The 12,718-nt window shown below is 71.1% G+C and carries 20 protein-coding genes; 9 read left to right on the top strand and 11 right to left on the bottom strand.

Annotated features, from left to right (window positions below; genetic code table 11):
* Positions 1–126: 126 nt before the first annotated feature.
* Both IO33_RS0136910 and IO33_RS0136905 read right to left on the bottom strand, forming a co-directional pair.
* Complete coding sequence (locus tag IO33_RS0136910; protein ID WP_031173329.1) at positions 127–1,365, bottom strand: GNAT family N-acetyltransferase; 1,239 nt, start codon at positions 1,363–1,365, stop codon at positions 127–129.
* 70 nt (positions 1,366–1,435) lie between these two features.
* Positions 1,436–2,047 (bottom strand): RsiG family protein, encoded by a 612-nt coding sequence (locus IO33_RS0136905; protein WP_031173327.1) that lies wholly within the window; start codon positions 2,045–2,047, stop codon positions 1,436–1,438.
* Positions 2,048–2,206: 159 nt separating this feature from the next.
* Between IO33_RS0136905 and dtd the strand changes: the two genes are divergently transcribed.
* Positions 2,207–2,632, top strand: coding sequence for a D-aminoacyl-tRNA deacylase (dtd, locus tag IO33_RS0136900; protein ID WP_031173325.1), 426 nt, complete (start codon positions 2,207–2,209; stop codon positions 2,630–2,632).
* Between the two features lie 98 nt (positions 2,633–2,730).
* Here dtd and ygfZ read toward each other — a convergent pair whose 3' ends face one another.
* The 3 genes from ygfZ to IO33_RS0136885 are packed head-to-tail and all read right to left on the bottom strand — an operon-like array spanning position 2,731 to position 4,735.
* Entirely contained in the window at positions 2,731–3,696 is a 966-nt protein-coding gene (ygfZ, locus tag IO33_RS0136895) for a CAF17-like 4Fe-4S cluster assembly/insertion protein YgfZ (RefSeq protein WP_031173323.1), read from the bottom strand.
* 9 nt (positions 3,697–3,705) lie between these two features.
* Positions 3,706–4,143 carry a Fur family transcriptional regulator gene (locus IO33_RS0136890; protein ID WP_031173320.1) on the bottom strand — a complete coding sequence of 146 codons (438 nt, stop codon included), beginning with the start codon at positions 4,141–4,143 and terminating at the stop codon, positions 3,706–3,708.
* A gap of 16 nt (positions 4,144–4,159) precedes the next feature.
* A complete protein-coding gene (locus IO33_RS0136885) occupies positions 4,160–4,735 on the bottom strand; it encodes a heme-binding beta-barrel domain-containing protein (RefSeq protein WP_031173319.1) in 576 nt (191 codons plus the stop codon).
* A gap of 305 nt (positions 4,736–5,040) precedes the next feature.
* Between IO33_RS0136885 and IO33_RS50705 the strand changes: the two genes are divergently transcribed.
* Positions 5,041–5,235: a hypothetical protein gene (locus tag IO33_RS50705; protein ID WP_157857966.1), complete on the top strand. Its 195-nt coding sequence runs from the start codon at positions 5,041–5,043 to the stop codon at positions 5,233–5,235.
* Positions 5,236–5,238: 3 nt separating this feature from the next.
* Here IO33_RS50705 and IO33_RS0136870 read toward each other — a convergent pair whose 3' ends face one another.
* Complete coding sequence (locus IO33_RS0136870; protein WP_031173315.1) at positions 5,239–5,439, bottom strand: DUF397 domain-containing protein; 201 nt, start codon at positions 5,437–5,439, stop codon at positions 5,239–5,241.
* Positions 5,421–6,263 (bottom strand): helix-turn-helix domain-containing protein, encoded by an 843-nt coding sequence (locus tag IO33_RS0136865; protein ID WP_031173314.1) that lies wholly within the window; start codon positions 6,261–6,263, stop codon positions 5,421–5,423. The genes IO33_RS0136870 and IO33_RS0136865 overlap by 19 nt, the downstream gene beginning before the upstream one ends.
* 167 nt (positions 6,264–6,430) lie before the next feature.
* Between IO33_RS0136865 and IO33_RS0136860 the strand changes: the two genes are divergently transcribed.
* From IO33_RS0136860 to IO33_RS0136850, 3 genes are read left to right on the top strand one after another with little or no spacing between them, the layout of a single operon-like run.
* Positions 6,431–6,823, top strand: a complete 393-nt coding sequence (locus IO33_RS0136860; protein WP_031173312.1) for a hypothetical protein — start codon at positions 6,431–6,433, stop codon at positions 6,821–6,823.
* On the top strand, positions 6,820–7,077 hold the full coding sequence (locus IO33_RS0136855; RefSeq protein ID WP_031173311.1) for a hypothetical protein: 258 nt from the start codon (positions 6,820–6,822) through the stop codon (positions 7,075–7,077). The genes IO33_RS0136860 and IO33_RS0136855 overlap by 4 nt, the downstream gene beginning before the upstream one ends.
* Entirely contained in the window at positions 7,074–7,436 is a 363-nt protein-coding gene (locus IO33_RS0136850) for a DsrE family protein (protein WP_031173310.1), read from the top strand. Before IO33_RS0136855 ends, IO33_RS0136850 begins: the two co-directional genes overlap by 4 nt.
* A gap of 10 nt (positions 7,437–7,446) precedes the next feature.
* Here IO33_RS0136850 and IO33_RS0136845 read toward each other — a convergent pair whose 3' ends face one another.
* Complete coding sequence (locus tag IO33_RS0136845) at positions 7,447–7,710, bottom strand: DUF3099 domain-containing protein (protein ID WP_031173308.1); 264 nt, start codon at positions 7,708–7,710, stop codon at positions 7,447–7,449.
* A 117-nt stretch (positions 7,711–7,827) separates the two neighbouring features.
* Here IO33_RS0136845 and IO33_RS0136840 point away from each other — a divergent pair, with 117 nt between their 5' ends.
* The 4 genes from IO33_RS0136840 to IO33_RS0136830 all read left to right on the top strand — a co-directional run bounded on the left by IO33_RS0136840 (position 7,828) and on the right by IO33_RS0136830 (position 10,132).
* Entirely contained in the window at positions 7,828–8,565 is a 738-nt protein-coding gene (locus IO33_RS0136840) for an LmeA family phospholipid-binding protein (RefSeq protein ID WP_031173306.1), read from the top strand.
* Between the two features lie 196 nt (positions 8,566–8,761).
* Positions 8,762–8,842 (top strand): Ms5788A family Cys-rich leader peptide, encoded by an 81-nt coding sequence (locus IO33_RS54235; RefSeq protein ID WP_350751515.1) that lies wholly within the window; start codon positions 8,762–8,764, stop codon positions 8,840–8,842.
* A gap of 128 nt (positions 8,843–8,970) precedes the next feature.
* Entirely contained in the window at positions 8,971–9,816 is an 846-nt protein-coding gene (locus IO33_RS0136835) for a sulfurtransferase (protein WP_031173304.1), read from the top strand.
* Between the two features lie 28 nt (positions 9,817–9,844).
* Positions 9,845–10,132: a DUF1416 domain-containing protein gene (locus tag IO33_RS0136830; protein WP_031173301.1), complete on the top strand. Its 288-nt coding sequence runs from the start codon at positions 9,845–9,847 to the stop codon at positions 10,130–10,132.
* 240 nt (positions 10,133–10,372) lie between these two features.
* Here IO33_RS0136830 and IO33_RS0136825 read toward each other — a convergent pair whose 3' ends face one another.
* Genes IO33_RS0136825 through IO33_RS0136815 form a run of 3 tightly spaced genes read right to left on the bottom strand, consistent with a single transcriptional unit; the run spans position 10,373 to position 12,703 of the window.
* Positions 10,373–11,536 carry a hypothetical protein gene (locus IO33_RS0136825; RefSeq protein WP_031173299.1) on the bottom strand — a complete coding sequence of 388 codons (1,164 nt, stop codon included), beginning with the start codon at positions 11,534–11,536 and terminating at the stop codon, positions 10,373–10,375.
* Between the two features lie 4 nt (positions 11,537–11,540).
* Complete coding sequence (locus tag IO33_RS0136820) at positions 11,541–11,795, bottom strand: MoaD/ThiS family protein (RefSeq protein ID WP_031173297.1); 255 nt, start codon at positions 11,793–11,795, stop codon at positions 11,541–11,543.
* Between the two features lie 56 nt (positions 11,796–11,851).
* The gene (locus IO33_RS0136815; protein WP_107069468.1) at positions 11,852–12,703 is read right to left on the bottom strand and encodes an alpha/beta hydrolase; all 852 of its coding nucleotides are present in this window, start codon (positions 12,701–12,703) and stop codon (positions 11,852–11,854) included.
* Between the last annotated feature and the right edge of the window lie 15 nt (positions 12,704–12,718).

Below are 12,718 nucleotides of genomic sequence, written 5' to 3'. Positions count from 1 at the left end.
GGCCACCGAAGCGCACAGTCACAACTGAACACGACATCGCACAGCCACAACCGAACACCGCGGCACAGCCACAACTGAACAGCTCGCTACGGATGCACAGTCAGCGTCACCGGGTGAGAGGAGCGGTCAGAACATGTCCGGGCACCACGGCCGCCCGGGCGAGCGGAACAGGGCGTCGGCCTTCCGGGCGGCGCCCTCTCGTTCTTCCTGGACCCGGCCGAGCGCGGCGAGCCGCAGCACCGACTCGCCACCGAGCCAGACCGAGGCCAGATCCGCCACGTCCAGCGTGAGATCGGCGCCCTGGGTGCGCGTCGGCACACAGGACACCCCCTCGGGCGAGGCCTCCAGCCGGAAGCGGCCCCCCGCCGTCCCGGCGGCGTCAACGGCCTCCAGCACCACCGTGCCCGCCGCCTCGTACGTCCGCGCCTCCAGGGCCCGTACGACGTCCAGGATCCGCAGCCAGAGCCAGTCCGCGTGCCCGGTGATCCGGGCGGCGCGCGGGTCGGGCAGATGCAGGGGGAGCAGGTCGTCGGGGCCGCGGTAACCGCTCTTGACCTTGGTGATCCAGTCGATCGAGCACAGGAAGTGCCACAGGGCGCGCTCCGCCCGCGAGGTCGTGGCGATGAGCCCCAGCACGCTGGCGGTCTGATCCGGCTGCTTGCCGTGCCAGACCTCATCCGACGTGTACGCCACCAGGCCCTCGACCTCGCCGTGGGCCGCCCGGTAGACGGCGTAGAAGGGCTCGGTCCAGTCGCCGTGGTAGCGCAGCACCCCGGTGTTCATCTGCCACCACAGCGCGTCGCGGCTGACCGCGCCGGGCTGCAGACGGCGGAACCGCTCGAACAGCTCGGGGCCGAGCTTGCGTACGTCCTCGCCGTCCACCAGGTCGATCCGGCCGCCGTCGGCGGGCCCGGACCAGCGCGGGTCGAGGCCGGCCCGGGGCACCTCGACGGTCCACTGGGTCGACCAGGTGACCGGGCCGAAGCCGTAGCGGCCGTAGATCGGGTACTCGGCGGCGATCAGGGTGGCGACGACGTCACCGCGCTCCTTCGCCGCCGCGAGGTCCCGCTCCACCATGCGGCTCAGCAGGCCGCGGCGGCGGTGGGTGGGGCTGACGCTGACGTTGGTGATCGCGTTCGCGGCCACCGGCGCGCCGCCGACCGCGGTCAGTTCCTGGGCGAAGGAGCGGTAGGTGGCCACACAGCGGCCGTCGTCGAAGGCGCCGAGCAGCCGGCCGGGCTCGAACAGCGCCCGCCGGGCCTCGATCTGCTCGGGTGTCAGGACGGGCGGCCGCACGAACCCGACGGCGTGCGCGCGCAGCCAGTCCCTGTGCTCGGCCTCGGTGACGATGCGGACGTCGCTCATGGCCCCACCGTAGGCGGCGGCCCGGAAGCTGTCGCCCACATTTCGCCACCCGCACCGCCCCGCCGCCGGCTCAGAGCAGCAGGTCGTCCACCTGGGCCTCGCCCACCCGGTAGCGGCGGGCGATCTCCGCGCTGCAGTCGTCGGCCGTGTGCTGCAGGTGCTGGCGGCGGCGGGAGACCTCCTGCTCGTAGCGGACCAGGCGGCCCATGGCGGCGGTCAGTTCGAGATCGGTGCGCGCCTGGAGGTCCGACAGCTCGACCTCGGCGAGCATCTCGGCGGCCAGCTGCCGGTACTCCTCGTTGTGCGGAGTGCCGAGCGTGACATGGCGGGCCGAGGAGCGGTGCCGGGCCGGGGCGTCCTTGAGGATCTCCGGGAGCCGGTCGACCATGGAGCCGTCCGCCGGCGCGGGCACCGCCGCCCGGCCGCGCCGGCACTGTTCGGCGCGCAGGATGTCGATCCGGCCCTGCAGCAGCCGCCGCACATAGCTGAGGTCCGCCTCGTCGCGCTGGGCGTCACGGCGCAGGGCGCGCAGCTCGGGCAGGCTCAGCCGGCCCAGATCTGGCTCGGGAGGCTCCGCGGGCAGGGCCGGGCCGGCCGGAGCGTCGGCGCGCTGGGCGGGCGGCCGGCACGTCCCCTGCGTCCCCTGTGTCTCCAGCCGCCCGCTGGTACTCGGTGTGCTCATGTGCTTCTGACCGTCCCCTCGACCGGCGTGTGGAAGCATCGTGCCACCCCAACTGGCCACTATGTGACCGAGTGCCCCCGAAGGGCCCCAGATGGGGGGTAAGGGATCTATATTGGACCCCCTGTGGCCGCGTCCGGGGCACCCGGCATCATGGTCCGCATGCGTGCGGTGGTGCAGAGAGTGGACGGCGCGAGCGTCGTCGTGGACGGCGAGACGGTCGGCGCGATCGAGGGCGAGGGGCTGTGCGTCCTCGTCGGGGTCACCCATGAGGACACCAAGGAGAAGGCGGCGCAGCTGGCCCGCAAGCTCTGGTCGATCCGCATGCTCGGGGACGAGAAGTCGTGCAGCGACATCGCCGCGCCGCTCCTGGTGATCAGCCAGTTCACCCTGTACGGCGACGCCCGCAAGGGCCGCCGGCCCACCTGGAGCGCGGCGGCCCCGGGGGACGTCGCCGAGCCGCTGGTGGACGAGGTGGTGACCCAGCTGCGGGGGCTCGGGGCGACCGTGGCCACCGGCCGGTTCGGCGCGCAGATGCGGGTGTCCCTGACGAACGACGGGCCCTTCACGGTGCTGCTGGAGATCTGAACGCGGTCGGCTGCGGCCGAGCGGCCGAAGGGGCGCGGGGAACCGCGCGGCCGGCCACAGCGTGCCCGCAGCCGCCCGTGGTCCGCGCCCGGACGGCGCTACGGCTCGACGATCACTTCCTGAGCCGCCGCCGTGTCTCCGGCCAGGAGCCGCGCATCGACGGGCACGTTCCGCTTGACCAGCGCCAGCGCCACCGGGCCCAGCTCGTGGTGGCGCACCGACGTCGTCACGAAACCGATCTTCCGGCCGTCGGGGCCCTCGTCCGCGACACGGATCTCCGTGCCCGGCACCGGCAGATGGACGTCGCTGCCGTCCAGGTGCAGGAAGACCAGCCGGCGCGGCGGCTTGCCCAGGTTCTGGACCCGGGCGACCGTCTCCTGGCCGCGGTAGCAGCCCTTCTGCAGGTGCACCGCCGAACCGATCCAGCCCAGCTCGTGCGGGATCGTCCGGTGGTCGGTCTCGAAGCCGAGCCGCGGCCGGTGGTGCTCGACGCGCAGCGCCTCATGGGCGAGCAGGCCGACGGCCGGGCCGTGCGTGGCCGCGAAGGACTCCAGGTCGGCGCGGGGCAGGAACAGATCACGGCCGTACGGCGTCTCCCGTACGACGACGCCCTGCGGGACCTCGCCGATGGAACCGGCGGGCAGGTGCACCACGGCGATGTCACCGGTGCGGTCGGCGACCTCCACCCGGTAGAAGAACTTCATCGACTCCAGATAGGCGATCAGCGCGTCCTGCGTTCCGGGCTCCACGTGCGCCCAGACGGTGCTGCCGTCGTCCACCAGGTACAGCGCGTGCTCGATGTGCCCGTGCGCGGACAGGATCAGCGCCTCGGTCGCCTCGCCCGCGGGCAGGTCACTGACGTGCTGGGTGAGCAGCAGATGCAGCCAGCTCAGCCGGTCCGCACCGGAGACGGTGACGACGCCCCGGTGCGAGAGGTCGACGAATCCGGTGCCGTCGGCGAGGGCACGCTGCTCGCGGAACAGGTCGCCGTAGTGGGCGGCGACACCTTCGTCCACACCCTCGGCGGGGACGGCGCCGGGCAGCGACAGCAGGGGGCTCTTCATATGGCCAGCCTACGCCGTGGTAGTTGAACTCTTCAGCGAACAGTCCTTGCACCGGCCGAAGATCGCGAAGTGCTTCATGTCGGTGTCGAAGCCGAACTGCGCGCGCAGCTTCGCCGTGAACTCCGAGGCGACGTCCACGTCGGCCTCGATCACGTTCTCGCAGTCCCGGCACACCAGGTGCAGATGGTGGTGGCGGTCGGCGAGGTGGTAGGTCGGCGCACCGTGTCCGAGGTGGGCGTGGCTGACCAGGCCCAGCTCCTCCAGCAGCTCCAGGGTCCGGTAGACCGTGGAAATGTTGACCCCCGACGCCGTCTTCCTCACTTCCACGAGGATGTCGTCGGGGGTCGCGTGCTCAAGGGTGTCCACGGCTTCGAGGACAAGCTGCCGCTGCGGCGTCAGCCGGTAGCCGCGCTGCCTGAGATCGCTCTTCCAGTCGGTGCTCACCACACCGCCGAGTCTATGACTACTTGAAGAACGCGATCCCGTCGTCCGGCATGTCGTCGGGCAGGGCCTTGGCCCAGCGCTCGACGTCCTCCGGGGTGACGACCTTCTTCAGGTGGGCCGACATGTAGGGGCGCAGCTCGACCTCGGGGGTCTGCTTCTCGCCGACCCACATCAGGTCGCTCTTGACGTAGCCGTAGAGCCGCTTGCCACCGCTGTACGGCTGCGAGGCGGCCGTCCGGGCGACGGCGTCCGTGACCAGGTCGATCTGCGGCTTCTTGTCGGCCATCTCGCCGTACCAGATCTCGATGACGCCGTCGTCGCGGACCATCGTGATCTCGACCTTGCGGTCGGCGTCGATCCGCCAGAAGCCGGACTCCGACTCCAGCGGGCGGACCTTGTTGCCGTCGTTGTCCAGCACCCAGGTGTGGGAGTGGTACTCCAGGAAGTCCCGGCCGTCGTGGGTGAAGCTGACCTCCTGGCCGAAGTTGCACTTCTCCGAGCCGGGAAAGTCGTGCACGCCCGCACCGGCCCAGTTGCCGAGCAGGAAGGCGAGCGGGACGAGGTCCTTGTGCAGGTCGGACGGGATCTCGATCATGAGGTGCGGTTCCTAGGTGGGGGTCAGCGCTGGCCCTGGTACAGCTTCTTCACGGTCAGACCGGCGAAGGCGAGCACGCCGACGCAGACCAGGACCAGCAGGGTTTCGAAGAATGCTTCCACGGGTGCTCCTTGGGCGAGGGCAGGCATACGACAGAGCCGGAGCCCAGCTTACGCGGCCGGGGTCGGGCTCTCTTTATCAGGTGGGCCGACCAGGTCCCCGGCCCCGTTCAGCCCGCCCGGCTCGCCCCCGGACCGGTCGGCACCGAACCTTGATCCAAAGGTCAAGCGATCGGAGAGAAGAGCATGCTCACTGTGCTGCGAAGAGTGGCGACGGGTACGGCTGCCGGACTGCTGCTGGCGGTCATGCCGGCCACCGCCCAGGCCCAGGACACCGACTCCACGGAACACACCCCCGCTTCCGGCACCGATGACTCCGCGGCCCTGTCGGACGTCACAGGCCTGGTCGGCGCCCCGCTGAACGCGGGAATCTTCGGCTGAGCGTCAGCTCCGCTTGACCCCCTCGACAAAGGCGGACCAGGCGCCCGCGCCGATCAGCAGGGGGGTGCGGGTGGTGTCCTTGCTGTCACGGACGGGGACGAGGGGGAGGGGGAGGTTTTCAGCGACCTCTACGCACTGGCCGCCGTCCGAGTTGCTGTGGCTGCTCTTGCGCCACGTCACGCCGTTCAGGTCGATGGCTCGCACGGCACTTCCTCCAACATCCGCAGGATGAACTTCCGCGACTCGACCGGGGACAGGGCCATGTCGCGCACCGCATCATAAGTGCGCTGAAATCGCTCAACCCTGCTTGGTTCCTCGATCAGTTCACCGTGTACGTCGTTCTCGGCGTAAGCCACGGTACGGCTGTCCAGCAGTCGCAGGAACATCAGGTCCGTACTTGCCAGGCCGTGCGAACCTGCGCTGAACGGCAGCACCTGGAGCGTGACGTTCGGGCGCTCCGACGCCTCCGCCAGGTACTCCAGCTGCTCCCGCCACTCCTGCGCGTTGCGCAACGACGTCCGCAGCACCGCCTCGGAGAGGATGCTTCGGAACGTCGGCGCCTCGCGGCCCTTGAGCAACTCCCGTCGACCGACGCGCGCCTCCACCTGCTGGTCCAGCTCTCGCCCCTCAAGGCCACCCGCCGCAAGTGCTTCGCGCGCGTACCCGTCGGCCTGAAGAAGCCCCGGAGGCCTGCTCACGGCGTAGTGCCAGAGATTCACCGCCTCAGCCTCCAGCACCATGTACCGGCGGTACTGCTCCTTGAACTGCGTAGGGTCCGCCACCGCCAGCTCCCACAGCGTCACCAGCAGCCCAGGCGTCCCGTAGTACTGGTCCAGCGCCTGGACGACCTCCGGGCCGCCCAGCGTCCGCCCACCCTCCATCTTGCTGAACAGGGACGCGTCCCAGCCCACCTCCTTCGCGAGGTCCCGCAGGCTCAGGCCCCGCTCGCTCCTCAGGCGCCGTAACTCCTCGGCGAACCGCCCCCTCGGTTCCTGACTCCGCCCCGTGATCACCAGCCGCTGCGGCATCGCGCTCCTGTTGAATTTGTTGAATTTGGCTGCCCCAGCGTTGAATTTGGGCCGCTCAACAGCCCAAACGCCGTTTCCATGCGCCATGCTCATAAGCAATCCCGAACACGCAGCGTAGCCCTGGCGGTGCGCTGCGCACAGGCGTTCACGGAAAGGTGCGAAGCCCGATGACAACGAAGTCGGAGCCGCTCGAACCCGGATCCCTCCTCTACGACCCCGCCACCCGCCGCGTCGGCGAGTACCAGGACCGCTCGGGGCCGTACGCGATGCTGCGCCCCGTCGGCGGTGGCCGGGAATGGCAGGCCGACCCCGCCGCACTGCGCCCCGCCACGGACCGCGAACGCCTCAGCGCGAGCGTCCACGCGGTGAACGTGCGGACCCGGGCCGTGCCGCCCGACCCCGACGAGCTCAGCCGGCCGCCCCGGCCGGTGCCTGGCTGCACGGCGTGCGGAAAGCTGGCCGGGCTGCGGGACGCGGCGCGGACGGCGCACGACCGGAGCGCGGAGACCGACGCCAACGTGCTGCTCCGCAAGCACCAGCGACAGGAGCACCGGGCATGAGCGGCGTCCAGGGCGGTCTGCCCTACGAGGAGTGCCGGCGGTACCGGGCGGAGCACGGCACACCGTATGAGGGGACCCCGCTCTCGCCGGGCTACGCGATCCCGCCCTTCCACCCCGGCCACGCCGACCGGCACCGGCACCGCCACCGGCGGCGCCCCCGGCTCGACGGCGCCACCGTGAGCGGCGTACTCACCGTCCTCTGTGTCGCCACACTGCTCGTGACGATCGTCGCCGCGACTACGCTTCCCGCATGACCAAGAAGCTCGTGATCAAGGTGACGGCAGGGGCGGACGCCCCCGAGCGCTGCTCGCAGGCGTTCACCGTGGCGGCGGTGGCCGTGGCCAGCGGCGTCGAGGTGTCGCTGTGGCTGACCGGGGAGTCGTCCTGGTTCGCGCTGCCGGGGCGGGCCGCCGAGTTCGAGCTGCCGCACGCGGCACCGCTGCCGGACCTGATCGACTCGATCCTCGCCGCCGGGCGCATCACGCTGTGCACGCAGTGCGCGGCCCGGCGGGAGATCACCGAGAAGGACGTCATCGAAGGCGTGCGCATCGCGGGCGCGCAGGTCTTCGTGCAGGAGGCCCTCGGCGACGACACCCAGGCGCTCGTCTACTGACCCGGCCGGCCTAGGAGCGCGGGCGCTTCTTGCCGTCCAGCTCGTCCCACCACTCGTCGGACTTGGGGTCGCCGGAGGGGTCGTCCCACCAGCGGTCCTCCGGACCCCGCCGGTTGGCGACCATCGCGGCGACCGGCGGGATGACCATGGCCACGATGCACATGCCGACCGCCGCCGGCACCGACCACAGGCGCACGACCCCCCACGCCAGGACGAAAAGGCCGATGCACGTCCCCATCATGGCGAAGTAGAGGTGGCGCCGCCGCGCGTACATGAGTCCAGGGTAGAACCGGCAAGACCTGTCACAAGTGATCGACAATCGCTGCCCGGCCCGGCCCCACGCGGTTACCGTGGCGTAGCCACACATCGTCACCCCGGGGGGAAACATCACATGCGCGCCCTGCGAATCATCCTCATCCTCGTCGTGATCCTGGGCGGGCTGTTCGTGATCGCGGACCGGGTGGCCGTGCACTTCGCCGAGGGGGAGGCCGCCGACAAGCTGAAGGCGACCGAGAACCTGGCCTCGACGCCGGACGTGGACATCAAGGGGTTCCCGTTCCTCACCCAGGTGGCGGGCGGTTCGCTGGACGACGTCGAGGTCGGCATCAAGGACTACGAGGCCGCCACCGGCAAGCCCGGGCAGACCGTCCGGGTCGACGACCTGAAGGCCGACATGAAGGGCGTCTCGTTCTCCGGGGACTACAGCTCCGCCACCGCCTCCAGCGCCACCGGCACCGCGACGATCTCCTACTCCGAGCTGCTGAAGACCGCCGACTCCCGGCCGGCCGAGGTCGCCCCCGGGATCACGGCCCGGATCGTCGGCCTCTCCGACGGCGGCAACGGCAAGATCAAGGTCATGGTGGAGGGCACCGTCTCGGCCCTCGGGATCAAGCAGACCGTGCCCGTGCTCAGCACGGTGACCGTCGAGAACGACAAGGTGCAGGTGCACGCCGACTCGCTGCCCAAGCTCGGCGCCGCCGCGATCGCCGAGAACCGCATCCGCGAGATCACCGACTTCCAGCAGGCCATCGACCGGCTGCCCGGCGGCATCAAGCTGGACAAGGTGCAGGCCGCGAAGGACGGCGTGGAGATCACGGTGAAGGGTTCCGACGTCAAGCTGGCGGGGTAGGAACACGGCCGGCGGAGCCGATCGTCCGACTGGCGAGACGACGTCGTCCGTAACGTAGATACACCGCTCCACACGAGCGCCCGGCAGGCCCCGGACGGCCACCGGGCGCTTTTCTCATCCCGCTATACGGACGATCGCGTCTCGCGATATGACACACCGGTGACATGCCCGCCCGGACATCCCTACGATCGGGCCCATGAAGCGACAGGCGGATCTCACGAAGCGGCGGGCAGTGGACCTGTGCCGCGTTGCCGCCATGCTCTGTCGCCCCTTCTGAGCGAAAGTCCCCGACTTCCGCATCTCTCAGCCGCCCTGCTGGAAGGGCACCCGTGCGTCGCCCGCCCTTGAGCGCGCGCACCCCTCTACTCGCACGCCCCGCCGCAACTGCCCCGGAGGAGAAAGAGCATGAGCCGCACCGACGTCCTGGTCGACGCCGACTGGCTGCAGGAGCACCTGGACGACCCGGCCATCGCCATCGTCGAGGTGGACGAGGACACGTCCGCCTACGAGAAGAACCACATCAAGAACGCCATCCGCATCGACTGGACCAAGGACCTCCAGGACCCGGTGCGCCGTGACTTCATCGACCAGGAGGGCTTCGAGAAGCTCCTGTCGAAGAAGGGCATCGCCAACGACACGCTGGTGATCCTCTACGGCGGCAACAACAACTGGTTCGCGTCCTACGCCTACTGGTACTTCAAGCTCTACGGCCACGAGAACGTGAAGCTCCTCGACGGCGGCCGCAAGAAGTGGGAGCTGGACGCCCGCGAGCTGGTCGCCGGCGACGAGGTCCCCGAGCGCCCGGCCACCGACTACAAGGCCAAGGCGCAGGACACCTCCATCCGCGCCTTCCGTGACGACGTCGTCGCCGCGATCGGCTCGCAGAACCTCGTCGACGTCCGCTCGCCCGACGAGTTCTCCGGCAAGCTGCTCGCCCCGGCGCACCTGCCGCAGGAGCAGTCGCAGCGTCCGGGCCACGTCCCGAGCGCCCGCAACATCCCGTGGTCGAAGAACGCCAACGACGACGGCACCTTCAAGTCGGACGAGGACCTCAAGGCCCTCTACGCCGAGGAGAACGTGGACCTCGCCAAGGACACGATCGCCTACTGCCGCATCGGTGAGCGCTCGGCCCTGACCTGGTTCGTGCTGCACGAGCTGCTCGGCGTCGAGAACGTCAAGAACTACGACGGTTCCTGGACCGAGTACGGCTCCCTCGTCGGCGTGCCGATCGAGCTCGGCGCCGGCAAGTAAGACCCACCCCTTCATCAGGAGAAACAGCATGTGCGGAGCGAAGGCCGGCGGTCCCGACGCCTCTACGATCAAGCCCGGTGAGACCACGATCCAGGGTCAGGTGACCCGCGACGGCGAGCCGGTGACGGGCTACGTCCGTCTGCTCGACTCGACCGGCGAGTTCACCGCGGAGGTGCCCACCTCCGCGACCGGTCAGTTCCGGTTCTACGCGGCCGAGGGCACGTGGACCCTCCGGGCGCTGGTTCCGGGCGGCTCCGCCGACCGCACCGTCGTCGCCCAGCAGGGCGGCCTTGCGGAGGTCGCCATCGCGATCTGAGCGGGTCCCGTGACGGGCCGAAGGGCCGTACCCCTGGGTTGGACGCCGGTGGGGTACGGCCCTTCGGTTTCCCGCGGTGGGGGTGTGGGTCGTCTGCCGGGTGCGGGTCTGCCGTGGCTGATCGCGCCGTTCCCGGCGCCCCTCAGGTAGGTCGCCCGCAGCTCGGTCAGGGGCGCGGGGAACTGCGCGAAAGGGCTCCACGCGCCCGCACCCGGCGACGCGCCCGCAGCCCTGCGACGGCTAGCCCAGGGCGCGCCCCAGCACCCACACCACCGGCGCCGCCGCCGACAGGGGCAGCGCCACGCCCGCGGTGAAGTGCACGAAGCGGGAGGGGTAGTCGTAGCTGGCGACCCGGTGTCCGATCAGCGCGCAGACGCCGGCCGCCGCTCCCAGGGCGGCGCCCTTCGCACCCATCCCGGTCATCCCGCCCACCGCGATCCCCGCGCCGGCGGCGGCCATCAGGGACACCACGACGGAGACGGGGGCCGGCAGGGGCAGGGCCCGGGCCAGGACCGCCACCGCGACCGCCGCCGCGCCCACGGACACCGCGTGCGGATCGGCACCCAGATACCCGGTGGCCAGGATCGACAGCGCCGCCGAGACGACCGTGGCCATCAGGCCGTACATCCGCTCGTCCGGCGAGGCGTGCGAGCGCAGCTGCAGGACCAGGCTCAGCAGGACCCAGACGCCGAGCGGGCCGAGGATCGCGGCGGGCACGTGGTCGCGGCCCGCGGCCAGGACGGCCACGTCCGCGGCGAGCCCGCCCGCGAAGGCGAGCGCGATGCCCTGCCGGGCCGGCCACATGCCGTTCAGCCGGAACCAGCCCGCCGCGGTCACCGCCTGGAGCAGCACCAGCGGGACGACCAGCGCGAACGAGGCGACCGGCGCCGTCGCGGCCAGCAGCAGGCCCAGCACCGCGGTCAGCAGCGCCGGCTGCATCCCGGGCTCGATGATCGGCGAACGGCCCTCCAGGCGCGCCCGCTGGGCATCCGTGATCCGGGCGTTGCCGCCGAGCGTGGCGGGCCCGTAGGCCGGCTCGTCCTCCGGCCCGGCTTCCGGTGCCGCGGCTGCCGGCGCCGGCTCGGACTGCGGCTGCTGCTGCGTGTGCGGCTGCTGCGTATGCGGCTGCTGCTGGGGAGCGGCCGGGTAGGCCGCCGCATACTGCTGCTGCTGGTACTGCCCCTCGAACGGCTGCGGCTGCGGATACCCCGCCTCGGCCTGCGCGGGCATCTGCATCGACGCGTGCGTCTGCGTCTCCCAGGTCTGCCCCTGCCAGTGCTGGGTGAGCTGGGGGTCGTAGCCCGCCTGCTGCCCGTACTGCTGCTGGTCGTACCCGGACCACTGCTGCTGCTGGTACGGGTCGTAGCCCTCGTACGGGCCGCCCTGGTACGGCTGGTCGCTCATCGCCTCATCCTCCTGCGAACGGCGGGAGCACCTCGACCGTGCCGCCCTCGGCCAGCCGTACCGTCTCATGCGCGCGGGTCCCGACGGGGTCACCGTCGACGAGGAAGGAGCATCGCTGCAGCACGCGCGTGAGTTCACCGGGGTGTCGCGCGCGCACGGCGGCCAGCGCGTCGGCGAGCGTGTCCGCGTCGTACGGCTCCTCGGCGACCTGGGCCGCGGCCTTGGCGGCGGCCCAGTAGCGCACCGTGACCTTGGGCATCTCGTTCCTCAATCGGCGGCAGGAAGGGACAAGGACAGAAGACAGATGGTGTCAGGCTAGCCCGCCCGGCCCACAGCCCAGTGCGCGATCCGGGCGAGGAGCGCGTCGTCGGCCGCGTGCTCGGCATGGCCCATGCCCGGCTCCACCCAGAGTTCCCCGTGGTCACCGGCCGCCTCGGCGAGCATCCGGGGGTGGTCGAGGGGGAAGTAGCCGTCCCGGTCGCCGTGCACGATCAGCAGGGGCGTGGGGGCGATCCCGGGGACGGACTCCACCGGGGACAGCGGCACCGGGTCCCAGTCGCGGTGGTGGATGCGGGTGCGCAGGCCGTAGCGGCCGACCAGGCGGCCCGCGGGGCGGGTGACCAGCCAGTGCAGGCGGCGCATGGGGGCCGTGCCCCGGTAGTACCAGCGGGCCGGGGCGCTGACCGAGACCACGGCGTCGGCCGCGCCGGGGTGCAGGGCCGCGTGCCGCAGGACCACCGAGCCGCCCATGGAGAAGCCGAGGGTGACCACGCGCGCGTGCCCGAGACCGCGGGCGTGGTCCACGGCCGCGGCGAGGTCCAGGACCTCCCTGTCGCCGACCGTGGAACGGCCGCCGGAGCGTCCGTGGCCGCGGAAGGAGAAGGTGAGGACCGCGCCGTAACCGCGCAGGACGCCCGCCACCCGTCGCACGTGCGGACGGTCCACGTCCCCGGTGAACCCGTGGGCGACGACGAACACCAGGTCGCGTGCGGGTGTACGGGAGGCATCCGGAGGCGTTTCGTATACGACCGCGCCCGGGTCGTATACGGAATCGACCGGAACGCCATCGGCCGTGCGCAGAAACGTCCGGATAGGCGCCCGTCTGCCTGTCTCGCGATACGGACGAACGGTGGAACGCGCCACATGACCTGCCGGACCGTTGCTCATGTGGGCTATTCTGCT

The sequence above is a fragment of the Streptomyces durhamensis genome, assembly GCF_000725475.1.
Classification (GTDB): domain Bacteria; phylum Actinomycetota; class Actinomycetes; order Streptomycetales; family Streptomycetaceae; genus Streptomyces; species Streptomyces filipinensis.
The sequence above is the reverse complement of the archived record's forward strand: the minus strand, read 5'-3'. Positions and strand labels throughout refer to the sequence as shown.

Coding starts and splice junctions, on each gene's coding strand:
- IO33_RS0136815 (WP_107069468.1), bottom strand. CDS start 12,703: ATGAGCAACGGTCCGGCAGGTCATGTGGCGCGTTCCACCGTTCGTCCG.
- IO33_RS0136850 (WP_031173310.1), top strand. CDS start 7,074: ATGACCAAGAAGCTCGTGATCAAGGTGACGGCAGGGGCGGACGCCCCC.
- IO33_RS0136885 (WP_031173319.1), bottom strand. CDS start 4,735: ATGATCGAGATCCCGTCCGACCTGCACAAGGACCTCGTCCCGCTCGCC.
- IO33_RS54235 (WP_350751515.1), top strand. CDS start 8,762: ATGAAGCGACAGGCGGATCTCACGAAGCGGCGGGCAGTGGACCTGTGC.
- IO33_RS0136910 (WP_031173329.1), bottom strand. CDS start 1,365: ATGAGCGACGTCCGCATCGTCACCGAGGCCGAGCACAGGGACTGGCTG.
- ygfZ (WP_031173323.1), bottom strand. CDS start 3,696: ATGAAGAGCCCCCTGCTGTCGCTGCCCGGCGCCGTCCCCGCCGAGGGT.
- IO33_RS0136825 (WP_031173299.1), bottom strand. CDS start 11,536: ATGAGCGACCAGCCGTACCAGGGCGGCCCGTACGAGGGCTACGACCCG.
- IO33_RS0136845 (WP_031173308.1), bottom strand. CDS start 7,710: ATGTACGCGCGGCGGCGCCACCTCTACTTCGCCATGATGGGGACGTGC.
- IO33_RS0136855 (WP_031173311.1), top strand. CDS start 6,820: ATGAGCGGCGTCCAGGGCGGTCTGCCCTACGAGGAGTGCCGGCGGTAC.
- IO33_RS0136830 (WP_031173301.1), top strand. CDS start 9,845: ATGTGCGGAGCGAAGGCCGGCGGTCCCGACGCCTCTACGATCAAGCCC.
- IO33_RS0136865 (WP_031173314.1), bottom strand. CDS start 6,263: ATGCCGCAGCGGCTGGTGATCACGGGGCGGAGTCAGGAACCGAGGGGG.
- IO33_RS0136835 (WP_031173304.1), top strand. CDS start 8,971: ATGAGCCGCACCGACGTCCTGGTCGACGCCGACTGGCTGCAGGAGCAC.
- dtd (WP_031173325.1), top strand. CDS start 2,207: ATGCGTGCGGTGGTGCAGAGAGTGGACGGCGCGAGCGTCGTCGTGGAC.
- IO33_RS0136860 (WP_031173312.1), top strand. CDS start 6,431: ATGACAACGAAGTCGGAGCCGCTCGAACCCGGATCCCTCCTCTACGAC.
- IO33_RS50705 (WP_157857966.1), top strand. CDS start 5,041: ATGCTCACTGTGCTGCGAAGAGTGGCGACGGGTACGGCTGCCGGACTG.
- IO33_RS0136840 (WP_031173306.1), top strand. CDS start 7,828: ATGCGCGCCCTGCGAATCATCCTCATCCTCGTCGTGATCCTGGGCGGG.
- IO33_RS0136820 (WP_031173297.1), bottom strand. CDS start 11,795: ATGCCCAAGGTCACGGTGCGCTACTGGGCCGCCGCCAAGGCCGCGGCC.
- IO33_RS0136905 (WP_031173327.1), bottom strand. CDS start 2,047: ATGAGCACACCGAGTACCAGCGGGCGGCTGGAGACACAGGGGACGCAG.